We start from the raw sequence: 20,558 nt of genomic DNA on the forward strand, positions 1-20,558 counted from the left end.
GGGGGTGGGTCAGGCGAGTCCGCCACCGTCGACGACCAGGGCCGCGCCGGTGACGTAGCTGGCGGCGTCGCTCGCCAGGAAGAGGACGGCCTGGGCGATCTCGTCGGGACTGCCCGCGCGGCCCATCGGGCGGTCGGCGGCGTCCGCGGCGAAGGCGGCCCAGTCCTCCGAGAGCTGGCGGGCCTCCTCGCGGAGCATGGGGGTGTCGGTGTCGCCCGGGTTGACCGAGTTGACGCGGATCCCGGCCTTGGCGTGGTCGATGGCCAGGGCACGGGTCATGTTGACCACGGCGGCCTTGGACGCGCAGTAGGAGATGGCGTTGCCGCCGCCCTTGAGGCCCCAGCCGGAGCCGGTGTTCACGATCGAGCCGCCGTCCTTCATGGCGGGGATCGCGTGCTTGCACATGAGGAAGACCGAGCGGACGTTGACCGCCATGACCCGGTCCCAATCGTCGGCCGCGATGTCCAGGACGGTGGTCCGGCGGATGATCCCCGCGTTGTTGAACAGCACGTGCAGCCCGCCGAAGGTCTCCACGGCGGTCCGTACGGCCCGCTCGCAGTCGGCCTCGGAGGCCACGTCCGTCCCGACCGCCACGGCCCTGCCGCCCTCGGCCTCGATCTCCCCGACCACCTTCGCGGCGCCGGGGGCGTCGAGGTCGGCGACCACGACGGCCGCGCCCTGGCGGGCGAAGAGCAGCGCGGTGGCCCGGCCGATGCCGGACGCGCCGCCGGTGACGATGGCGACCTTGCCAGTCAGGGTGGTCATGTGGAGAACTCCTCGATCGCGGAACGGATCCGGTACATCGCGCTCTCGCGATATCCGGTGATGACGGAGACGTGACCGCCGACGAGGGCGTCCGCCTCCGGGTCTCCGGTGTCGGCCAGCAGCGGCCGCCCGCCGAGGCCGGCCAGCTTCTGCTGGGTGGCCAGGACGACCAGCCCTCCGGAGGCCATGATCTTTTTCAGTACGGCCGGGCTGATCTGCTGGTTGCCCCGGCCGAGCACGAACCCCTGCCCGCCGATCACCGAGACGACGGCGTGGCTCTCACGCCCGTCGACGAGATCGGCGAGCTGCCGCTCGGTGACGTCCGCGGCGACCAGCTCACCGTCCTGGACCACGTCCACGCCGAGCAGCGTGGTGGCCAGGCCGAGCCGCCGGCCGACCGCCATGGTGGTGGCGCCGGGGCCGAGGACGTAGCGGACGCCGGGCCGCATCCGGGCCACGACCTCCCGGGCGATGCCCTCGGCCGATCCGGGGGCGGCGGAGGACGAGCCGACCTTACGGCCCGACAGGCGCGTCCGGGCGGCGGGCACGCGCAGGGTGCCGTAGAGCCGGGGACCGACCCGGCCCCGCCGGTAGGCCTCCTCGTCGAGGTCCACCACCTCGGCCTCGGCCGTTTCCCCGCCGAACTCCGCGGCCGCCGCCCCCGCCGTGGCGGGGCTGACCGCGAAGCATCCGGAGTAGACCTTCACCCCCGCCGGGACGCCGAGCACCGGGCAGGACGGCGAGCCGTCGAGCACGTCCCTGGCGGTGCCGTCTCCCCCGGCGAACAGCAGCAGGTCGACCTCCTTCATGGCCGCGACGGCCGCCGTCGTGTCCCGCGGGGACGACGGGTCGCCGGGCAGGAGCCGCAGGATCTCCGGGTCGGCCCCGGCCGCCCGCGCGCTGTGCTCGCCCATCGGGCCGGCGAGGGTGCGGATCCTCGTGCCGGGACGCCGGGCCAGCAGGGTCCGCACGGCCTGCGCCGCCCGGTCCCCGGCCCGGGGAGAGGCCCCTCTGGCCAGGGCCTCCCGCTGGACGTCGGGGCCGTCGCTGCCCTTGAGACCGGCCGGGCCGCCGATGCCCGCGACCGGGTTGACGATCAGCCCGACCACGAGGTCCCCGCCGCCCGGAGGCACGGACGCCGCCGGGGACGTGGCGGGGGCCGCCGGCACCGCGGGGGTCCGGGACGTGGCGGGGCCGGCCGGCCGGTCGGCGGTCATGCCAGGTGCTTGCGGGTGTAGGCGCGCCAGCTGGGCGACCACTGCTTGGGGTCGTCCAGCGACGTCTGATCGATCTTGTGGACCGTCTGGTTGTAAGGGGCGCCCCTGACGTACTCGGGATCGCGGCGGGCCTCGTCGGCGACGTGGGCGAGGATCGCGGCGTACTCGTCGAGGTCCTCCTGGGAGTAGGACTCGGTCGGCTCCAGGGTGAAGGGCTCGGGGACCAGATAGGGGTGGTGGCTGGTCCAGTAGTGCACACCGAAGTCGGCGGCGCGGACGCCGATCTCCTCCGAGTGCACGCCCGTCTCCTCGAACAGCCCCTGCCAGGAGTAGCGGACCTGCTCCACGCGGCCGCCGTCCCAGTGGGCCGAGGCTCCGGGGATCCGCAGGACCTTGTGCATCAGGTAGTTGTTGTTGAGCACCGCGGTCTCGGCGACCTCGCGCAGCCCCTCGGCGCCCAGCGCCATGACCCAGGCGTAGGCGCGGACCACGTTCGGGGTGACGCCGAGGAAGGGGCGCATCTTGCCGACGGACTGCGGGCGGTCGGCGTCGAGGTGGTAGGCCGCCCCGTCGAACTCCACGGTCGGGCCGGGCAGGAACGGCGCGAGCGCCTCGGAGACGCCGCACGCCCCGGCCGCCGGGCCGCCGCACGCGTGCGGGGTGGAGAAGGTCTTGTGCAGGTTGAAGTGGCACAGGTCGAACCCGGCGTCGGCGGCGCGGGTGATGCCCAGGAGGCCGTTGGCGTTGGCCTGGTCGTAGCAGGCCAGGCCGCCGGCCTCGTGCACCAGCGAGACGAACTCCTCGATGCGCGGGTTGAAGATGCCCGTGTCCTCGGGGTTGGTGATCATCAGGGCCGCGGTGCGGGGGCCGACGGCGGCGCGCAGCGCCTCGATGTCGGGGTAGCCGTTCTCGTCCGGCATCAACGTGATGACCTCGTACCCGGCGGTCTTGGCGCAGGCCGCGTTGGAGGGGTGGGAGAACATCGTGGTGATGACCTGGTCACGCTGCCGCCCCTCGCCGCGCGAGGCGTGGTAGGCGCGGATCATCGCGATGTTGGCGTAGATCGCGGCCGACCCGGAGGCGGGCTGGAGCGAGACCCGGTGCATACCGGAGATCTCGGCCAGCATCCTCTCCATCCGCCAGTAGACCTCCAGGACGCCCTGCACGGTGTCGTCGGGCTGGAGGGGGTGGAGCTCGGCCACCTTGGGGTCGTTGACGAAGCGGTCGTTGACCTTGGGGCTGTACTTCATGGTGCAGGTGCCCTGGCCGACCGCGATGGCCTGGTCGACGCCCAGGTTCTCCTGCGACAGCCGGACGTAGTGCCGCAGCACGTGGAGCTGCGCCATCTCGGGCAGCTTGGGCGGCTCGGCCCGCCGTACCGACTCTGGCAGTTCCACCGCGGGCACCCCCGCGGCCGGTACGGCGATGCCCCGGCGGCCGGGGCGCGACTGCTCGAAGATGATCGGCTCGTCCCAGCGGGCCTGGTGGAAGCGGCGCAGCGGCGGCTTGGGCGCGACCGGCAGCTCGGCGAACGACTCTCCTGAGTGCCCACTCACGACAGTTCCTCCTGTACGGCTGCCGCCAGCCGGTCGATGTCGTCCTTGGAGTGCCGCTCGGTCACGCAGACCAGCAGCGTGCGGTCGTCCAGCCGGACGCCGCCGAAGATGCCGCGCCCGCGCAGCGCGGCCAGGAGCTCGCCGGCCGAGGGCACCTCGATCGCGAACTCACGGAAGTGGACGGCGTCCGGGTGCAGCACCCGGGCTCCGGCGGCTGCGAGCCGGTCCATCGCGTAGCGGGTGCGGGCCAGGACCGTCTCGCCGAGCTCGCGCATGCCCTCGGGGCCCATCAGCGCGAGGTAGACCCCGGCCGTGATGCCCCACAGGGCGGCGGCGGTGCCCACCCATTCCTTGCCCTCCTCGCGGTGGGCGAAGGAGGTCCGGTCGTAGAAGACGTCGCCGAAGCCGTACTCGCCGGGGACCGCGGTGGGCGCGATGCCGAACAGCCGCGAGGGGAACTCGGCGACCAGGCGCTCCTCGTCGCGGGTGGCGATGTATCCGGCGTGGCCGCCGCCGTAGCTCTGGTGCATGCCGAGCGACTGGATGTCGCCGCAGGCGATGTCCGCGCCGTAGGCGGCGGGCGGGGCGAGCACGCCCAGCGAGATCGGGTCGGCCGAGACGACCAGGAGCGCGCCGACGCCGTGCGCCAGGTCGGCGAGCTCGCGGCCCCGCGTCTCCACGACCCCGTAGACGTTCGGGGTCTCCAGGTAGATCGCGGCGAAGGTCTCGTCGATCTCCACCTCGCCGATCTCACCGCCCGCCCCGACCGGGGCGACGACGATCTCGATGTCGTGGGCGAGGAAGTCGCGGAGCTTGCTCATCTTTTCCGCGCTGACGGCCCCGCTGACCAGCACCTTCGAGCGGCCGGTGTAGCGGGCCGCCATCCGGATCGCGGTCCCGGACGCCTGGTAGCCGTCGTAGGTCGGGACGTTGACGACGTCCATCTCCAGCAGTTCGGCCATCATGCTGACGTACTCGAACATGGCCTGGAAGCGGCCGTGGTCCTCGTACGGCTCGCCCGCGTAGGCGGTGAGGAACTCGCTGCGCCCGTTGACCTCGTCGCAGACGGCCGGGACGTGGTGCGGGTAGCAGCCGTGGCCCAGGAAGCTGAGCGCCTCGGTGGTGTCGGTGTTGCGTGCCAGCAGCCCGCGCATGTGGGCGACCAGCTCGTGCTCGGAGGCCATCGGCGCGGGCAGGTCCAGCGGCCGGTCCAGGCGGAGGCCCGCCGGGATGGCCGCGTAGAACTCCTCGACGCTCGCGGCGCCGATGGCGGCGAGCATGTCCGCCCGCACGCCCGGTTCGGCGTTCGGGATGTAGGGGTGTGTCACCGTTCTCCTTCGGTTGGCTCGGCTCCGGTGCGGAGCACCACGGCGTCGCGGGGCGGGATGTCGATCCGGCCACGCAGGTCGCGGCCGGTGAGCAGGTCGGTCCCCGGCTCCCGGAGGTCCAGCCGGGCGGGGGTCGTCGCGTGGTTGAGCAGGAAGAGGTAGCGGCCCCGGCGGGTGGCCTCCACGCCCTCGGGGACGTCGGCCACCGGCTGGACGCCCGCGGCCGCCAGGACCTCGGTCAGGACGGGGGTGACGTCGTCGAGCAGGCAGCTCAGGTAGGTGGCGTTCCCGCGCCGGGTGATCGCCGCCTGACCGTCCAGGTCGCCGCCCTCGTAGCGGGCGAGCACCTCGGCGTCCTCGACGCGGAGCCATTCGGCCCAGGTCCGCGCGGGTACGGCCGGCGGCCCGTCCCCCCGCAGCTCCGGCGCGAGCCGTACCCGCTGGGTCAGGCCGTCGGGGAGCGGCCAGAACTCGTCCACCGTCAGGCCGAGCAGCTCGCGCAGCGGGCCGGGGGCGCCGCCGTCGTGGACCTGGTCGGCCGGGTCGACGACGCCGCTGAACGGGCCGACGACGAGGTGCCCGTCGAAGGCGGCCAGGTGCCCGGCCTGCTCCTCGGTGCACATGTAGAGGTTGGGGGCGATCACCACGCGGTAGCCGGACAGGTCGCGGCCCGCCGGGACGAGGTCCACCGCGATGCCGCGGGCGTGCATCGGCGCGTACCAGGACTGCAGGAGCTGCTTGAGCCTGAGCCGGTCGGACGGCATCGACTCGGGGGCCTCCAGGCCCCACCAGCTGTCCCAGTCGAGGACCAGCGCGACGTCGGCGCGCGTCTCGGATCCGGCGATCTCGGCGAGACGCCTGAGGTCGGCGCCGAGCCGCAGCGTGTCCTGCCAGCCGCGCGAGGCGGTGCCGCCGTGCGGGAGCAGCGCGGAGTGGAACTTCTCCGGACCGTACCTGGCCTGCCGCCACTGGAAGAACATCGCGCCGTCCGCGCCGTGGGCCAGCGCCTGGAGGCTGTGCAGGCGCATCATCCCCGGCGGTTTGGGCGCGTTGACCTCGCGCCAGCTCACCGCGCTCGACGCCTGCTCCAGCAGGATCCACGGCCGCCGCTTCAGCGAGCGCATCAGGTCGTAGCTGAGCGCGACCGCCACGTGCGAGGCGGGGTCGGCGGGGTCGGGGTAGGCGTCGTCGCTGACGACGTCCTCGGCCTCGGCCCACTTCCAGTAGTCCAGGCCGTGCAGGATGCTCATGAAGTTGGTGGTCACCGGGACGTCCGGGGTGACCTCGCGCAGCACGGCCTTCTCCAGCTCGAAGCACTCCAGCAGCGCGTCGGAGCAGAAGCGGCGCCAGTCGAGGACCTGGGCGGGGTTCACCGGGCCCGGCGCCTTGCGCGGCGGGTTGACCTGGTCGAACGCGGTGTAGTGCTGGCCCCAGCAGGAGGTGCCCCAGGCGGCGTTCAGGCCGTCGACCGACCCGTGGCGGTCCCGCAGCCAGCGCCGGAAGTGGCGGGCGGACTCCTCGCAGAAGCATTCGAGGATGTGGTCGGCGTACTCGTTGCCGATGTGCCACATGGCCAGCGCCGGGTGTCCCGCGTAGCGCTCAGCCATCATCCGCGCCAGCCGTACCGTGGCCTCGCGGAAGACCGGCGAGCTGGGGCAGTAGCTCTGGCGGGAGCCGAAGTCGAGGCGGGTCCCCGCGGCGTCCACCGGGAGCACCTCCGGGTGCTCGCGCACCAGCCAGGGCGGCGGGGTGGCGGTGGCGGTGGCCAGGTCGGCGGCGACGCCGTGCTCGTGGAGGAGGTCCAGGACCCGGTCCAGCCAGCCGAAGTCGTACTCCCCCGGGCGCGGTTCGAGACGGGACCAGGAGAAGACCGCGACGGTCGCCATGGTGATCCCGGCTTCGGACATCAGCCTGACGTCCTCGTCCCAGACGTGCTCCGGCCACTGCTCGGGGTTGTAGTCACCACCGAACAGCAGACCGGAAACCCTGGTCAGACCCACCCGTAACTCCGATCTGTGACGTGTAATATTTTGTATGCAGAATTCATAGTGCAGTATTTTGCATCACGTCAAGTGGGTACGCTTGGCTCAAGATCAACCCAAGGAGTGCCATGCCGATCGAGCGGCGCCCCCTCCGCGAGCAGATCCGCGAGGAGCTCATGCTCCGGCTCGACCGGGGAGATTTCGCGGCGGGGACCGACATCAACGAGGTCGCCCTCGCCGGAGAGCTCGGCGTCAGCCGTACCCCGCTGCGCGAGGCCCTGATCACGCTTGCGGGCGAGGGCGTGCTGGAGAGCAACCAGGGCAGGGGATTTCGGTTCGCGCCGGTCAGCCGCAAGGAGTTCCGGGAGCTGTGCGCCATCGTGGCGGCACTGGAGGCGCTCGCACTGGAGAGCTCGGACCCGGCCTACCTGAAGAAGATCGCCCCGGAGCTGCTCGGGCTCGCCCAGGACTTCTCCGACAACATCGCCGAACGGCAGGACATCGAACGCCACGACGACGAGTGGCACGACCTGCTGCTCAGCGGGTGCGGCAACGAGCGGCTGCTCGATCTGATCACCAGCGTCAAGGCGGGCATGCGCCGCTACGCCCACCTGATGACCGGGGAGAGCACCCCGATGGAACGCGCCGCCGAGGAGCACTGCCGGGTGGCCGAGCGCCTGCTCGACGGCGACCTCGAGGGCGCGGCGGCGGCCCTGAGGGACAACTGGGTCAACGGCATGGAGCGGATGATGGCCCGTATCCCCTGACCCGCGCCCCCAAGGCCATGACCACGGACGGCACCCGCGCCCCTGACGCGCGCCCCCGAGGGCACGAAGGGCGGCGGGTGTCGCCTCGGCATGCCCGGCGCCCTTCCGCCGGTCAGCCGCCCGTCGTCACCGTGGCGGCCGGATACGGCTAACGCTCGGCGAGGGTGACGCAGGCGACGCGGGGACCGGCGGTGCCCGCCTCCGCTCCGGTCCTCGTGGTCGGCTTCGCGTGGATCACCAGGGAGCGGGGCAGCCGGCCGGGGATGAACGCCCAGTCCTGCTTGGCGGTGGCGGTGGCCGCCCCGTGGGCGTCGGTGGTGAAGTCCAGCCACACCTCGTTGTCGGCGCTCGCGTGGCTGTGGGCGTGCTGGTAGTGCGGGCCCGCGTCTTCGGGCTTGGCGCCGCACGGGTTGACGTGCAGGTGGGCGCCGTAGGTCCGGTCGGGCAGCAGGCCTCCGACCGTGAGCGTGGAGGTGGCCAGCACCGCCCCCGACTCGGCCGTGAGCGTGGCCGAGGCCCCGGGGGGCGCCAGCCTGACGTTGTAGGCGACGGCCGAGGCCTTCGGCGCCGGCGCGGCGAGCGCGCCGCCCCCGGAGAGCCGGACCCCGACGGCGCCCGGGGTGGGCGCGGCCGGGGCGGGCGCGGCCTCCGGCGCGCCACAGGCCACGCTCAGCAGACCGACGGCGACGAGAGCCACGAGGACGCGCATCCGACATCTCCTTGACGAGGAACAGCAGGACAGGCACCCACTCTAACGAGTGACCAACTGATCACATAGGGTATTTGCCGTTCCGGCCCCGCGTGTCCGCGCCCGCGCCCGCCTCAGGTGTGGGATGCGGCGATGGCGTCGATGCGGGCGGCGAGGGTGAAGTCCATCTCGGTCAGGCCGCCGGCGTCGTGGGTGGACAGGGTCAGGTGGAGGGTGCGCCAGCGGATGTCGATGTCGGGATGGTGGTTGAGCTTCTCGGCATCGACGGCGACCTCGTCGACGATGCGTATCGCCGTCGGGAAGTCGGGGGCTTTGATCGTCCGGCGGATCTCGTCGCCCTCGCGCCGCCACTCGGGCACGCCGGTCAGCCTCTGGTCCACCGCGGAGTCGTCAAGCAGTTCCATCGGACCAGGACATCATGTCTCGGGCGAACACGCCAAGCCGGGGCAGCCTGCTCGCGCGCCGGGCCATGGCCATGATGCCCCGGGCCATGGACGTGGCGTTGCCGCTGCGGTCGAGGACCCGCTCCAGCTCCGGAAGGAGGCCGGGCAGCCGGGCGAGGCTCCAGTCGTGCCACGGGGACAGGCGGGTGCCGCCGCTGTCGGGGTCCTCGGCACGGTAGGCGGCCAGCACCGGGCACTCGCCGTGGATGCGGCGGAGCCACGCCTCGATGTCGGCGTTGAGGGCCGCGATCCGGGAGGGGGCGGCGTAGAGCCAGCCGTCCTCGCCGATCCGGTCGAGCTCGCCCGCGGCGGCGGGATAGGCGCGGACCACCGCGCCGTGCAGGAACAGGCCGCTGGCCACCATGAGCTGGCGCCCCTCGCACCAGTCGACCGCTCCCCGCAGCGGGGCCGGCACGGCGTCGGCGATGGCCGCACGCTGGGAGGTCGTGGGTTCGCGGGCGAAGCGCACGTGGACTTCGGCCCACATGTAGTAATTGGCCTCCCCCGCCCCGAAGAACGGGAAGGGGAAGGCCTGCTCCGGGTCTGCCATAGAGGGTCTCCGAGGGGCACAGGGGGCGTTCCGACTATGGACGACTCCCGAGGCCCCTCGGGGGATTACCTGGCGGGCGTCTTCATTTGACGGCGCCGGAGGTGAGACCCGACTGGATCTGACGCTGGAAGATGATGTAGATGATCATGACGGGGATGATGGTCATGCTCAGCGCGGCGAACATGCCCGGCCAGTCGGCCTCGTAGCCGGCGTTGGTGGAGATGTTCGCGACACCCTGGGTGATCAGCCACTTGTCCTCGACGTTGCCGGACAGCAGCACGATCGGCAGGAGGTACTGGTTCCACTGACCCAGGATGTTGAAGATCGTGATGCTGACCAGGCCGGGCTTGGCCATCGGCACCATGATCTGGAAGAACGTCCTGGTATGGGAGCAGCCGTCCATCATCGCCGCCTCCGCCACCGAGGTCGGCAGCGTTTTGAAGAACGCCGACAGGAAGAAGACGGTGAAGGGCAGCGAGTAGGCGGTGTAGACCAGGATCACGCCGAGGTGGGTGTCGATCAGGCCGAGGTTCTTCACCACGAAGAACAGCGGGACCAGGGCCAGGAAGACCGGGAAGGTCATGCCCGAGACGAACAGGAAGTAGATCGCCCGGTTGCCGGGGAAGGCGTAGCGCGACAGCACGTAGGCGGCCATCGAGCCCAGCAGCATGGTCGCGGCCGTGCTGCACACCACCACGAAGACGGTGTTGATCATGTACTGGCCGATGTGGGCCTTCTCCCAGGCCCGGCCCCAGGCGTCCCATCCGAAGGAGGACGGGAGCGTGATGGGGTCGCCGAAGATCTCGGTGTTGTTCTTGAAGGAGGCCAGGAAGGTCCACAGGAGCGGGCCGATGATCAGGATCGCCCAGATCACCAGCGCGATGTGGGACATCGCCCCGAAGACGCCCAGCGGGTTCTTCCGCCTCCTGGGCCTGCCGTGGGCGCCCGACCGGGAGGACGGCTTGTGACGCGTGTCCGTGGCCATCAGAACTCGATCCTCTCGCGCCGGGTCACGCGCAGGGTGAGTGCCGCGAACGTGATGGTCATGAAGAACAGCGCCACACCCATCGCCGACGCGTAGCCGAACTTGGAGAAGTTGAACGCCGTGCGCCAGATCTCCAGCGGCAGCACCGTCGTGGAGTTGTCGGGCCCGCCCCGGTCGACCGAGAGCACCTGGACCAGGGCGAAGGCGTCGAAGGCGGCGATGCCCAGGTAGACCCAGGCGACCTGCATGGTGTCCCACAGCAGCGGGAGCGTGATCTTGAAGAAGAGGGTGTAGCGGCCGGCGCCGTCCAGGGCGGCGGCCTCGAACACGTCCTTCGGGATGGAGGACATGCCGGCCGAGAACAGGACCACGTAGAAGCCGACGGCCTGCCAGACCATCACACCGATGATCGCCAGCAGGGCGATGTTCGGATCGATGAGCCAGCCGACCGGGTCGATGCCGACCTTGCCGAGCAGGCCGTTGATGACGCCGGTCTCGTCCGGACGGTAGATCGTCTGGAAGAGGACGCCGACGATGGCCACGGCCAGGACCTGGGGCAGGAAGAAGATCACCCGATAGACCTTCGAGCCCCAGATCCCGCTCATCTGACCGCCCTTCTGCCCGCCGCTCAGGTTGAGCAGGAAGGAGAAGAACAGGGCGATCACGATGGTGACCAGCGGCATGACAAGCAGCAGAACACCGTGGTGACGCACCGCGGCCCAGAAGACCTCGTCGTCCAGGAGCCGGGAGAAGTTCTCCAGGCCGATGAACTGAGGATTTGCCGAGACGCCCTTCCAGTTGGTCAGCGCGATGTAGAAAGCCTGAACGTACGGGCTGATCACGAAGACCACGTAGAGGAGCACCGGCGCGGCGAGAAAGCCGACGATGAACCGATACCTGCCATGCCGCATTGGTGCCTACACCGTCCGGTTCTGCTTGGTGATGGACGAGTCGGCCTTGGTCTTGTCGGCGGCCTTCTGCATCTTCTCGCAGAACTCGTCGGCGGAGATGCGGCCGAACATCAGCGCGTTGGTGTGCTTGCGCAGGTCGGTCTCAAGCTCCTTGTACCAGTTCTCGAAGTCGCTGCGGGTGACGATGTTCGAGCCGGCCGCGGTCTGCGCGGCGCTGAGGCTCGCGGTGCCGGGCGACAGGTCCAGGCCGTCGGCGGCACCGGTGACGACGGTGATGTTGCCGGACTTCTCGGTGAAGCCGCGCGCGCCCTCCTTGGAGAGCATGATGCGCAGGTACTCCAGGCCGCCCTTGGGGTTCTTGGCCTTGGCGGGGACGATGTAGGCCTCGCCTGCGGCGGCGCGGATGGCCTCGAACGGCAGCTTGTCGGCCGCGGTGACGCTCGGGGTGGGCGTCAGGGCGTACTTGAACTCCTTGGGCGTCTGGCTCTTCTGCTCGTTCTCCAGCCAGGAGCCGGACGGGTAGAGGGCGATCTTGCCCTGGTTCTGCCGGGTCTGCACGTCGGTGTGGATCAGGCCCTCGAAGGACTTGTCCATGTACTTGCCGATCTCGGCCCAGGCGGCGGCGGACTGCTTGACCGAGTCGCGCTTCCAGACCCCGTCGGCGAGGTTGTCGATGTCGACCAGGAGCTGGTTGCCCTCGATCTTCGCGGCGGAGATGAGGATCATCCAGTAGGCGTAGTAGGAGGCGTTCTTGCCCGCGTACGCGAAGGGGGTGATCCCGGCGGCCTTGGCCTTCTCGCAGAAGGCCTTGAACTCCTCGAAGGTCTTCGGCGGGGTCCAGCCGTTCTTCTCGAACAGGGCCGAGTCGTACCAGAGGCCGTAGGCCGAGAAGACGTAGTTCATCAGGTACGGCTTGCCGTCGATGAGACCCGACTCGACGGTGCCCGGCGCGACCGTGTCGCGCACCTTCTTGGCGGGGTCGTCGATGGAGGGGGCGTCCCACAGCTCGGTGAGCTCCAGCAGCTGGCCCTCCTGCTGCAGCGCGCCGTTGTCCATCAGGTCGGTGCCCGAGTTGGCGATCATGTCCGGGACGTCGCCGCCGGCGAAGCGGGGCTGCAGGGTCTGCGCGATCTGCTGCGTGGCGACGTGCTTGACCGTGGCCTTGGGGAAGGCCTTCTTGTACAGCGGCTCGTGGACCTCGGTCGCGTAGCTGTCGCCGAGACCGCCCTTGAAGATGACGACTTCGAGCGGAGCGTCGGCGGCGACGCCGAACGGGTTGGCCGCGGAGACCGCGCCACCCGCGGACGGGGCCGCGGAGGCGGTCGCCGCGGTGCCGGAGCCGCCACCGGTGGCACAGGCGCTGAGGAGCCCGGCGCCGGGACCGGCCACCAGAGCGGTCAGGCCGATCCGGCGGAGCATCTGTCGCCGGGTGATATCTCCGGGCATACCAACCGAATTGGACATGCAACCCTCCTGGACGGGGGATCAATTAGGAAAGTTTCCTAAACGTTTGCCCGAAGGTACGTACCCCTGGAGCCCACCGTCAAGAGGTCGCAGCCGGTCTAGACCGAGCCGTAATGTCCTCGCGACATTTCCGGTAGAAAGCAACTACCAAAGGAGCACATTCCCCTGACAGATCGGCACACAGTACCCCATAAGCCCAGCAAGACCATTGACTTTGCGACTTGCGGAGGAGTAGGGGCTGAGCGCCTTCCGGCGGCCGATGGGCGGCAACCGGTCTAGACCAGATAATGATGGTTTGCTGCCTACTACCGCAAGCCCCTACTTTTGCTGACATGTTGCTGGCGGAGCAGCGTCGTCTGCTGTGTGAATACGGCCGCAGGGCCGCCGAGACCGGACTCGTGGTCGGCACTGCCGGAAACCTGAGCGCGCGCGCCGGCGATCTGGTCGCGGTGACCCCCAGCGGGGTCTCCCTGGACCGGCTGGAACCCGAGGCCTGCCCGGTGATCGACGTCGAGGGCCACCTGGTCGACGGGGAGCTGCAGCCGTCCTCCGAGACGCCCATGCACCTGGCGGTCTATACGACCACCGACGCGCGGGCCGTGGTGCACACCCACTCCATCTTCGGCACCGTGGTCGCCACGACCATGACCGAGCTGCCGCCGATCCACTACAACGCGCTGCTGCTCGGCGGGACCGTCAGGGTCGCCGAGTACGCCACCTTCGGCACCCCCGAGCTGGCCGCCAACGTCAGGGCCGCCCTGACGGACAGGCAGGCCGCGCTCCTGGCCAACCACGGCGGGGTCACCGTCGGCGACGACCTGCACAAGGCCTTCGAGGCGACCCGGCTGCTGGAATGGCTCTGCGAGGTCTACGTACGGGCCAAGTCCGTCGGGGAACCCCGGGTCCTCACCGAGGAACAGCTCTCCGCGGTGGTCCGGCGCGCCTTCGACCCTCCCCGTTTCCCCCGTCGCGAGGACTGATCCCATGCCCCTCCAGCTCACCGGCGCCCCTGGCGACCCGGATCTGATCCGCCTCCCCTGGGACGTCCCGCTGGAGCAGTGGCCGGAGCACCACCTCGTCTCGCTGCCACGCGGCATCTCCCGGCACGTGGTGCGCTTCGCCCGGCTCTCCGGCAAGGTCTACGCGATCAAGGAGATCAGCGAGTACTACGCCAAGCGGGAGTACCGCCTGCTGTGGGACCTGAACCGGCTGGACACCCCCTCGGTGGAGCCGGTGGCCGTGGTCACCGGGCGGACCGGCGCGGACGGGGAGCCGCTCGACTCCGCGCTGATCACCCAGCACCTGCAGTTCTCCCTGCCCTACCGGGCGGTCATGTCGGGCACCATCCGGCCCGACACGCTCAACCGGCTGCTCGACGCGCTGGCCGTACTGCTGGTCCGGCTGCACCTGACCGGTTTCTACTGGGGGGACTGCTCGCTGTCGAACGTGCTGTTCCGCCGGGACGCGGGCTCCTTCGCCGCCTACCTGGTCGACGCCGAGACCGGCGAGCTCCACCCCATGATCAGCGAGGGTCAGCGGCTGTACGACATCGACGTCGCGCACACCAACATCTTCGGCGAGATGCTCGATCTGGAGGCGGGCGGCCTGCTCCACTCCTCCATCGACCCCGAGCAGGTCGCCGACTCGGTCTGCTCGCGCTATCGCGGGCTCTGGAGCGAGCTCACCTCCGACGAGATCATCGAGGAGGTGGACTGGCACATGATCGACCAGCGGATCCGCCGGCTGAACACCCTCGGCTTCGACGTCGCCGAGATGATGGTCCGCCGCAAGGCCGGCACCGGGCGGCTGATCGTCCGCCCCAAGGTCGTGGACGCCGGCCACCACCAGCGCAGGCTGCTCAGGCTCACCGGCCTGGACGTGGAGGAGAACCAGGCCAGGCGGCTGCTGAACGACCTCGACTCGTTCCGGGTGTCGTACGGCCTGCGCCACGAGGACGAGGCGATCGTGGCCCACCGGTGGCTGGCGGAGGTTTTCCACCCCACGGTGGAGACCGTCCCGCAGGAGCTGCGGCACAAGCTGGAACCGGCCCAGCTCTTCCACGAGATGCTCGACCACCGCTGGTTCATGTCCGAGGCGGCCGGCAACGACGTCGGCCTCCCCGCCGCCGTGGATTCCTATGTGAAGACCGTTCTCGTCTTCAAACCGGACGAGCAGGCGCTCATTACCGAGGACTGACGGACGATTTACTCCTCGGGTTATAGATCCTTATACCTGGTTATCTAATTCTCTATCTCCCCACCTATCACCAGCAATCAGGACAGTTTGGGTTCCAGGTGATATCCCTACGCTGACCGGGCGACGTCTCGAAGTCGTTGGCGAGGGAGAGCCCGTGCTCGGAATCGAAGACTGCCTGACTGAGGTCATGGCCATCCCCGGCGCCCTGGACGCGATTCTGATCGATCAGACCAGCGGGATGGCCGTGGCCGTGGGCGGCGGGAGCCGCCACGTCGACACGGAGAAGTCGGCCGCGGGGTTGAGCGAGACCCTGCGGGCGACACTGGACGGACTCGCCACGACCTCTCCCGGCGGAACGATCCGGATCAGCGACATGATCATAACCACGGATAACGGCCATCATTTATTAAGGCCGCTGGAAACGGTTTTCGACGGCCCTCTGGTCATTTATGTCCGGCTCGATCTGGAGCGCTCAAATCTGGCTCTGGCCCGCCATCGCCTTCAGGCCCTTTCCGGCCGTCTTATAACGACGTGAAGCCATGGCGACCGTGGAGAGCGTACTCAGCGGACTGGCGGACGATCGCGCCACGGGCACGCTGCGGCTGGGCAAGGCCGGGACGTTCTACCTCACCGGCGGCCGGGTGACCTACGCCGAGAGCGCGGCCGCCCCGCGGCTGGAGGATCTGCTGACCGCCGGCCGGAGGGTCTCCGCACACGCCGTACGGCAGGCCAGGCAGTCCGCCGGCGAGGAGCGGCGCGGCGGCGAGCTGCTGGTCGCCCAGGGCGTGCTCACCCGGGGCGAGCTGGAGTTCTGCGTGCTGAGCGCGGTGCTCGACGCCGTCTACTTCCTGTTCGACGCCACCGGGCACCGGCCGAGGTTCCGGCCGGGAGACCAGCACTGGCTCGGCCCCCAGTGGTACTTCGACGTGACCGGACTGCTCCGGGAGTGCAGGCGAAGGAGGACGCAGTTGGACCAAGCCTGGCCGTCCGCCGAACTGGACACGCTCCCGGTCGTCCCGGTGGGACGCGTCCCCTGCCAGCGGGTGGTGCTGACCTCGCTCCAGTGGGAGGTGCTGGTCGGCGCGGACTCGGCGGCGACCCCCGGCGACCTGGCGCGCAAGCTCGGCCGCCCGGCCTACTCGGTGCTGCTCGCCGTACGGCAGCTCGCCGCGGCCGGGCTGATCCGCACCTCCGCGGCCGGGCCTGGCGAGCCCGAGGCGCTGCCCCGGCGGACGAAGGGCGGCACCGACGACGTCAGGAGCCTGGCGGCCGTCGCGACGGAGCCCCCCGGGCCGTCCGCGCCGCTCCCCCCGACGACGGGCGACCCCACCGACGTGAACCTGCTCATCCGGCTCAGAAACGCATTGGAGGCACTCTCGTGAGCTTGGTCCGGCGCCGATGAGGCTGCGGACGCTGAAGCTGACCGGAAGGAGGATGCCAGTGGAACTACGTGACGAGGTGCGCCGGGAGATGGCGCTGCTGCGGGAGCGCATCCCGGACGTGGACGGATGCGTCGCGTGCAGCGTCGACGGCCTGACGATAGCCAGCGACCTCACCGACGGCGCCGAGCAGACCGGCGCGCTGTCGTCCGCGCTGCTGGCCCTCAGCCGCCGGATGACGGGCATGGCCGGCAAGGGCGCCTTCGAGGAGACGCTGATCTCCGGAACCAACGGCTACGCGGCCTGCTACGCCGCCGGTCCAAAGATCGTCCTCACAGTTCTCGCCCGCCCGGGGACCAACCTCGGGCTGCTGCGGCTGGAGGGCCGCAAGACGGCGGCGAACGTCGCCGCCATCACATCCCGCATATCGATACCCCAGTGATCGGAGACAACATGGGCAACATGGATATCTCTCTCAAAGAGATGATGACGATCGACGGTGCCCTCGGCGCGGTGGTCGTGGACTACAACAGCGGCATGGCGCTGGGGGCCCTCGGCGGCTCCAAGGACCTCGACCTCCAGGTCGCGGCGGCGGGCAACACCGAGGTCGTCAAGGCCAAGATGCGGACCATGGAGTCGCTGGGTCTCAAGGACGGCATCGAGGACATCCTCATCACGCTCAGCGGTCAGTACCACGTGATCCGCCCGGTCAGCGGCCGGGGCGGCAAGGGGCTCTTCCTCTACCTGGCGCTGGACCGCAGCCGGGCCAACCTGGCGCTCGCGCGGCACCACATGCGCGGCATCGAGGAGAAGCTCGAAGTCTGATCCTCCGGTACGGCTCGCGCCCCGGGAGGCGCGAGCCGTACCGGAGCTCAACCGTCGGCCACGGCGGTGAGCTCGTCGATCGCGGCGACGAACTCGGGCCAGAGCGGGCGCGGCAGGTCGTGGCCCATCCCGGGGAAGGTGATCAGCCTGGCTCCGTGGATCGCCCCGGCCGTGGCGACGCCCCCGGCCACCGGCACGAGCCGGTCGTCCTCGCCGTGCAGCACGAGGGCGGGCACCTGGAGGTCCTTGAGCAGCGGCGTGCGGTCGCCGGAGGCGATGATCCCGGCGAGCTGCCTGGCCGTGCCGGCCGGGTCGTAGGACCGGTCGTAGCTCAGCCCGGCCACCCGGGCGATCCGCTCGCGGTCGAGCGGGTATCCCGGCGAGCCGATGACCTCCCAGGTGACCAGCGACTGCCGGATCGCCGTCTCGCGATCGGGCGAGACCGGCCCCATGAGCGCGGCCATCGCGGCCTCGCTGGGCGGGGCGGCGTGCGGGCCGGGGGTGGACATGATGGAGGTGAGGCTGCGCACCCGGCGCGGATGGCGGATCGCCAGCGACTGAGCGATCATGCCTCCCATCGAGGCGCCGACCACGTGCGCGGACTCCCAGCCGAGCACGTCGAGCAGCCCGGCGGCATCGTCCGCCATGTCGTCCAGCAGGTAGGGGGCCCGCCCGTCGCCGCCGAGGGCGGGCACCGCGGCGTCGTGGAGATGGGTGGACTCGCCGGCGTCCCGGTTGTCGAACCTGACCACGTGGTGCCCGCGGTCGGCGAGCAGCTCGCAGAACCCCTCGTCCCAGTGGATGAGCTGGGCGCCGAGTCCCATGATCAGGAGGAGCGGGCGGCCTCCGGGCGAGCCGAAGGTCTCGTAGGCGAGCTCTATGCCGTTCGCCGGAGCGCGCAGGATCATGGCGTTCCCGCCGCGCCGGTCATGCCGGATGCCGTGCTGGTCACAGGGAACAGAATGTCATTCGGTAGAAATGAGAGCAAGAGCGGACACGCCGTACGGGCGTGTCCGCTCTTGCTTCTCGACGGGGGTGCGAGCCGGAGGAGGTGGAGGAGGCTCGCGGGGGACGCGGGGAAGGCTTCCACCCTCCCCGCGGTCTCGCGTTACTTGTTGACGACCTGCGGCGGGGTGGCCGGGTTGTGGTCCATGCGGCCCCACGCGCCGGCGGAGAACGGCACGGGGTAGTTCTTCTTGCCCACGCCGTTGCCCCACTTGGTGATGACGTAGTCGACCTTGATGTGGCCCATGCCGCCGTTGCCGTCCACGCCGAGCGTGCCCGGGTTGAACGTGCCGCCGGTCAGGTCGGCGAAGGTCTTGGCGTCGAGGTCGATCATGACGCCGCTGCTGGAGGGCACGCCGGGACCGCGGTCGCCGACGAAGAACTTGGCCTTCTTGCCCTTGTAGACGACGTAGCCCTCGGTCAGGAGGGGCCAGCTCGGGCTGGCGATCATGCCCTTCTGCATGGGCTTGCCGCTCGCGGGCAGGCCGGTGTCGCCGGCCCGGCCGGAGGAGTCGTCCCAGAAGTACGAGGCCTTGGTCGATCCCTTCAGCAGGACGCTCTCGGAACCGGACTCGGAGCCGGGGGCGGAGGCGCCGGCCGCGGCGGGGAGCGCCGAGACGACGCCCGCGGAGGTCAGGACGCTCGCACCCAGGAGGGTGGCGGCCAGGAAACGGTTCTTACGTATGCCAAAGGAGAGACGCATGGGGAAAAGACTCTTTCGCGAGGGAACGGGGAGGACGCGTGCGCCGTGAAGAGGGCGCAGACGAATACGCGCTCACAGACAGAAGAGGCGTAGCCGGACAGACCAGGCGCTACGCGGAGCGCGGTGGGGGGCGCCGCGTTCGGACGCGGCGAGGAAGTCTCAGAGGGTCGGCGCCAACGAGGTCGGTACCGACAGGAAGTGGGCGGTGCGCCCCATTGGTGATCTCCTCTCCATCTCGTCTACCGGGTTAGCTGACGGATTCGGGCGGTGGAGTTGCCCTACCGCCGCAGGTTCGCGGCGGATTCACCCCAAGAAGTGGGTCCCCGGTTCCCGCGGCCTTGACGGCCTCCGGGATTCGACGTCGGCCGGCCGCTCCTTCCGCTGAAGGGCAGGTCACCAACCGATCACGAATAGGACACTAGCGCCTATTCAGGGACAAAGCAAAACAAAACCCATGGAAAACCCAGAAGATCTACCTTCATCGGCCAAGAAAGGGCCATTAGCCAAGTCTTGACCATCCTTGCCCGGGGTTGACGGCATTGGAATCGTCAGGGAAGTTACCTGATAATTTATTGATGATCATGCCTTTGACCTGCTTGTTCTTACTTCTTGTCCGCCGAGGCGGACCGCTTGACCGACAATCGCAAGGTCGCCACAGCCGTCGCGGCGGCCGGCGCCCCCGGCCCTTCTTCTGACCATGACGCTCATCTCCGCATACGCCCATGGGGCGATGGAAACGCCCGTCAGGCGGGTCTGCGCGTGCTTTCCGAAGATCCCGGGACGCCTGCAACCGCCGCGGGCAAAGCCACGGTCACGGCCGGCGATACCTACGCCGGGGGCCGCCGGGTCCCGCCGCACACGTGAACGGCGGGCGAGACCCCCGCACGGCGCGACGCCCGCAGTAACGTGGGCGGGTGCTGATCGTCCTCGGCTGCGCGGTGCTCGCCGTGGCGCTCTACGCGCTGGCGGTGTACGGCACAGCCGGGCCGGCGGCCGGCGGAGCGGTCGCCGCCACGCTGGCCGTCGCCCTCACGGTGCTCGCGTCCGGCGGCACGCCCCGGGACGCGGCCGGGATCGGCGGGCTCGCGGCGGGCGGCTCGGCGATGGTGTGGGCCATGGGCCGGTCCCGCCGCCGCCGCAGGGCCGGCCGTTCGGCGCTCGCCGCCTACCGGGCGGCCTCCGCCGCGATCCCCAGGCTGGCCGCGACCGCCGAACGCGACCGTCTCGCCGCCGAACTCCACGACGTGGCCGCCCACCGGCTCACCGGAATCGTGGTCGGCTCGGCCGCCGCCCTCCGTCTCGCCGACCCGGACCTCACCGCCGAGGCCGTCGCGCACGCCGCCGGCGCGGGCCGCCAGGCCGTATCCGAACTCGACCGCCTCGCCGCCCTCGACCAGCGCGGCGAGACCCCCACCCTCGGCGACATCGACACCCTTCTCGACGGCCATCCCGGTGTGACCTGCCACCGCACGGTCGCCACCGCCCCGCCCGAACTCGCCTCGGTCGCCTTTCGCGTGGTCCGCGAGGCCCTGACCAACGCGATGCGCTACGCCACCGGCTCCGCCGTCCACGTCCGTGTGGAGGCCGTCCCCGGCCGGCCGGACACACCGAAGCCCCCGACGGCACCGGCAGGCCCCTGCCGCCCGGACACGCCGGCCCCCCGCGCGAAACCCCCGGCGACACCGGCGGACCTCGGCCTGCTGGTGGTGACGGTGACCGACGGCGGCGGCCCGGCCACCCCGGGCCTGGGCGCGGGCACCGGCCTCGCCGCCC

General features: G+C 70.4%; 21 protein-coding genes and 1 riboswitch. Of the genes, 8 read left to right on the plus strand and 13 right to left on the minus strand.

Features of this window, described 5'->3' with window-relative positions:
• Window positions 1–9 precede the first annotated feature (9 nt).
• The 5 genes from CA984_RS22765 to CA984_RS22785 are packed head-to-tail and all read right to left on the minus strand — an operon-like array spanning window position 10 to window position 6,866.
• Window positions 10–765, minus strand: coding sequence for an SDR family NAD(P)-dependent oxidoreductase (locus CA984_RS22765; RefSeq protein WP_086575600.1), 756 nt, complete (start codon window positions 763–765; stop codon window positions 10–12).
• A complete protein-coding gene (locus tag CA984_RS22770; RefSeq protein WP_086575601.1) occupies window positions 762–1,982 on the minus strand; it encodes an ATP-NAD kinase family protein in 1,221 nt (406 codons plus the stop codon). Before CA984_RS22770 ends, CA984_RS22765 begins: the two co-directional genes overlap by 4 nt.
• The gene (gene gcvPB, locus CA984_RS22775) at window positions 1,979–3,538 is read right to left on the minus strand and encodes an aminomethyl-transferring glycine dehydrogenase subunit GcvPB (protein WP_086575602.1); all 1,560 of its coding nucleotides are present in this window, start codon (window positions 3,536–3,538) and stop codon (window positions 1,979–1,981) included. The genes CA984_RS22770 and gcvPB overlap by 4 nt, the downstream gene beginning before the upstream one ends.
• Window positions 3,535–4,866, minus strand: coding sequence for an aminomethyl-transferring glycine dehydrogenase subunit GcvPA (gene gcvPA / locus CA984_RS22780; RefSeq protein ID WP_086575603.1), 1,332 nt, complete (start codon window positions 4,864–4,866; stop codon window positions 3,535–3,537). Before gcvPA ends, gcvPB begins: the two co-directional genes overlap by 4 nt.
• Window positions 4,863–6,866: a beta-galactosidase gene (locus CA984_RS22785; RefSeq protein WP_086575604.1), complete on the minus strand. Its 2,004-nt coding sequence runs from the start codon at window positions 6,864–6,866 to the stop codon at window positions 4,863–4,865. The genes gcvPA and CA984_RS22785 overlap by 4 nt, the downstream gene beginning before the upstream one ends.
• Before the next feature lie 110 nt (window positions 6,867–6,976).
• Between CA984_RS22785 and CA984_RS22790 the strand changes: the two genes are divergently transcribed.
• Window positions 6,977–7,615 (plus strand): GntR family transcriptional regulator, encoded by a 639-nt coding sequence (locus CA984_RS22790; protein ID WP_086575605.1) that lies wholly within the window; start codon window positions 6,977–6,979, stop codon window positions 7,613–7,615.
• 148 nt (window positions 7,616–7,763) lie between these two features.
• On the opposite strand, the gene CA984_RS22795 is transcribed toward CA984_RS22790, so the two are convergent.
• The 6 genes from CA984_RS22795 to ngcE all read right to left on the minus strand — a co-directional run bounded on the left by CA984_RS22795 (window position 7,764) and on the right by ngcE (window position 12,677).
• The gene (locus CA984_RS22795) at window positions 7,764–8,324 is read right to left on the minus strand and encodes a superoxide dismutase family protein (protein WP_086575606.1); all 561 of its coding nucleotides are present in this window, start codon (window positions 8,322–8,324) and stop codon (window positions 7,764–7,766) included.
• A gap of 113 nt (window positions 8,325–8,437) precedes the next feature.
• Window positions 8,438–8,728, minus strand: coding sequence for a 4a-hydroxytetrahydrobiopterin dehydratase (locus CA984_RS22800; protein ID WP_086575607.1), 291 nt, complete (start codon window positions 8,726–8,728; stop codon window positions 8,438–8,440).
• Window positions 8,715–9,317: a hypothetical protein gene (locus CA984_RS22805; protein WP_086575608.1), complete on the minus strand. Its 603-nt coding sequence runs from the start codon at window positions 9,315–9,317 to the stop codon at window positions 8,715–8,717. Before CA984_RS22805 ends, CA984_RS22800 begins: the two co-directional genes overlap by 14 nt.
• Before the next feature lie 82 nt (window positions 9,318–9,399).
• Window positions 9,400–10,302, minus strand: coding sequence for a carbohydrate ABC transporter permease (locus tag CA984_RS22810; RefSeq protein WP_086575609.1), 903 nt, complete (start codon window positions 10,300–10,302; stop codon window positions 9,400–9,402).
• Window positions 10,302–11,213 (minus strand): carbohydrate ABC transporter permease, encoded by a 912-nt coding sequence (locus CA984_RS22815; protein WP_086575610.1) that lies wholly within the window; start codon window positions 11,211–11,213, stop codon window positions 10,302–10,304. The genes CA984_RS22810 and CA984_RS22815 overlap by 1 nt, the downstream gene beginning before the upstream one ends.
• A 6-nt stretch (window positions 11,214–11,219) precedes the next feature.
• Window positions 11,220–12,677: an N-acetylglucosamine/diacetylchitobiose ABC transporter substrate-binding protein gene (gene ngcE, locus CA984_RS22820; protein ID WP_086575611.1), complete on the minus strand. Its 1,458-nt coding sequence runs from the start codon at window positions 12,675–12,677 to the stop codon at window positions 11,220–11,222.
• 332 nt (window positions 12,678–13,009) lie between these two features.
• On the opposite strand from ngcE, the gene CA984_RS22825 reads away from it, so the two are divergent.
• The 6 genes from CA984_RS22825 to CA984_RS22850 all read left to right on the plus strand — a co-directional run bounded on the left by CA984_RS22825 (window position 13,010) and on the right by CA984_RS22850 (window position 17,077).
• On the plus strand, window positions 13,010–13,657 hold the full coding sequence (locus tag CA984_RS22825) for a class II aldolase/adducin family protein (RefSeq protein WP_086575612.1): 648 nt from the start codon (window positions 13,010–13,012) through the stop codon (window positions 13,655–13,657).
• Between the two features lie 4 nt (window positions 13,658–13,661).
• Entirely contained in the window at window positions 13,662–14,873 is a 1,212-nt protein-coding gene (locus CA984_RS22830; RefSeq protein ID WP_086575613.1) for a DUF4032 domain-containing protein, read from the plus strand.
• Between the two features lie 154 nt (window positions 14,874–15,027).
• Entirely contained in the window at window positions 15,028–15,408 is a 381-nt protein-coding gene (locus tag CA984_RS22835) for a hypothetical protein (RefSeq protein WP_086575614.1), read from the plus strand.
• Between the two features lie 4 nt (window positions 15,409–15,412).
• Window positions 15,413–16,255, plus strand: coding sequence for a DUF4388 domain-containing protein (locus tag CA984_RS22840; RefSeq protein WP_086575615.1), 843 nt, complete (start codon window positions 15,413–15,415; stop codon window positions 16,253–16,255).
• Between the two features lie 52 nt (window positions 16,256–16,307).
• The gene (locus tag CA984_RS22845; protein ID WP_037935777.1) at window positions 16,308–16,694 is read left to right on the plus strand and encodes a roadblock/LC7 domain-containing protein; all 387 of its coding nucleotides are present in this window, start codon (window positions 16,308–16,310) and stop codon (window positions 16,692–16,694) included.
• A gap of 11 nt (window positions 16,695–16,705) precedes the next feature.
• Window positions 16,706–17,077, plus strand: a complete 372-nt coding sequence (locus tag CA984_RS22850; protein WP_086575618.1) for a hypothetical protein — start codon at window positions 16,706–16,708, stop codon at window positions 17,075–17,077.
• 47 nt (window positions 17,078–17,124) lie between these two features.
• On the opposite strand, the gene CA984_RS22855 is transcribed toward CA984_RS22850, so the two are convergent.
• Entirely contained in the window at window positions 17,125–17,985 is an 861-nt protein-coding gene (locus CA984_RS22855; protein WP_086575616.1) for an alpha/beta fold hydrolase, read from the minus strand.
• Between the two features lie 200 nt (window positions 17,986–18,185).
• Entirely contained in the window at window positions 18,186–18,785 is a 600-nt protein-coding gene (locus tag CA984_RS49055) for a hypothetical protein (protein WP_086575617.1), read from the minus strand.
• A 221-nt stretch (window positions 18,786–19,006) separates the two neighbouring features.
• Window positions 19,007–19,156: riboswitch (cyclic di-AMP (ydaO/yuaA leader) on the minus strand.
• Window positions 19,157–19,699: 543 nt separating this feature from the next.
• Between CA984_RS49055 and CA984_RS22865 the strand changes: the two genes are divergently transcribed.
• On the plus strand, window positions 19,700–20,558 hold an 859-nt coding region (locus tag CA984_RS22865), incomplete at its 3' end, for a sensor histidine kinase (protein WP_242676115.1).

Origin of the sequence: Streptosporangium minutum, assembly GCF_002149035.1 — a bacterium.
GTDB lineage: Bacteria > Actinomycetota > Actinomycetes > Streptosporangiales > Streptosporangiaceae > Streptosporangium > Streptosporangium minutum.

What these genes read in the sequence shown, in the direction of transcription:
- CA984_RS22765 (WP_086575600.1), bottom strand. Translation starts at nt 765, where the DNA reads ATGACCACCCTGACTGGCAAGGTCGCCATCGTCACCGGCGGCGCGTCC.
- CA984_RS22770 (WP_086575601.1), bottom strand. Translation starts at nt 1,982, where the DNA reads ATGACCGCCGACCGGCCGGCCGGCCCCGCCACGTCCCGGACCCCCGCG.
- CA984_RS22790 (WP_086575605.1), top strand. Translation starts at nt 6,977, where the DNA reads ATGCCGATCGAGCGGCGCCCCCTCCGCGAGCAGATCCGCGAGGAGCTC.
- CA984_RS22795 (WP_086575606.1), bottom strand. Translation starts at nt 8,324, where the DNA reads ATGCGCGTCCTCGTGGCTCTCGTCGCCGTCGGTCTGCTGAGCGTGGCC.
- CA984_RS22800 (WP_086575607.1), bottom strand. Translation starts at nt 8,728, where the DNA reads ATGGAACTGCTTGACGACTCCGCGGTGGACCAGAGGCTGACCGGCGTG.
- CA984_RS22805 (WP_086575608.1), bottom strand. Translation starts at nt 9,317, where the DNA reads ATGGCAGACCCGGAGCAGGCCTTCCCCTTCCCGTTCTTCGGGGCGGGG.
- CA984_RS22810 (WP_086575609.1), bottom strand. Translation starts at nt 10,302, where the DNA reads ATGGCCACGGACACGCGTCACAAGCCGTCCTCCCGGTCGGGCGCCCAC.
- CA984_RS22815 (WP_086575610.1), bottom strand. Translation starts at nt 11,213, where the DNA reads ATGCGGCATGGCAGGTATCGGTTCATCGTCGGCTTTCTCGCCGCGCCG.
- ngcE (WP_086575611.1), bottom strand. Translation starts at nt 12,677, where the DNA reads ATGTCCAATTCGGTTGGTATGCCCGGAGATATCACCCGGCGACAGATG.
- CA984_RS22825 (WP_086575612.1), top strand. Translation starts at nt 13,010, where the DNA reads ATGTTGCTGGCGGAGCAGCGTCGTCTGCTGTGTGAATACGGCCGCAGG.
- CA984_RS22830 (WP_086575613.1), top strand. Translation starts at nt 13,662, where the DNA reads ATGCCCCTCCAGCTCACCGGCGCCCCTGGCGACCCGGATCTGATCCGC.
- CA984_RS22840 (WP_086575615.1), top strand. Translation starts at nt 15,413, where the DNA reads ATGGCGACCGTGGAGAGCGTACTCAGCGGACTGGCGGACGATCGCGCC.
- CA984_RS22845 (WP_037935777.1), top strand. Translation starts at nt 16,308, where the DNA reads ATGCCAGTGGAACTACGTGACGAGGTGCGCCGGGAGATGGCGCTGCTG.
- CA984_RS22850 (WP_086575618.1), top strand. Translation starts at nt 16,706, where the DNA reads ATGGGCAACATGGATATCTCTCTCAAAGAGATGATGACGATCGACGGT.
- CA984_RS22855 (WP_086575616.1), bottom strand. Translation starts at nt 17,985, where the DNA reads ATGATCCTGCGCGCTCCGGCGAACGGCATAGAGCTCGCCTACGAGACC.
- CA984_RS49055 (WP_086575617.1), bottom strand. Translation starts at nt 18,785, where the DNA reads ATGCGTCTCTCCTTTGGCATACGTAAGAACCGTTTCCTGGCCGCCACC.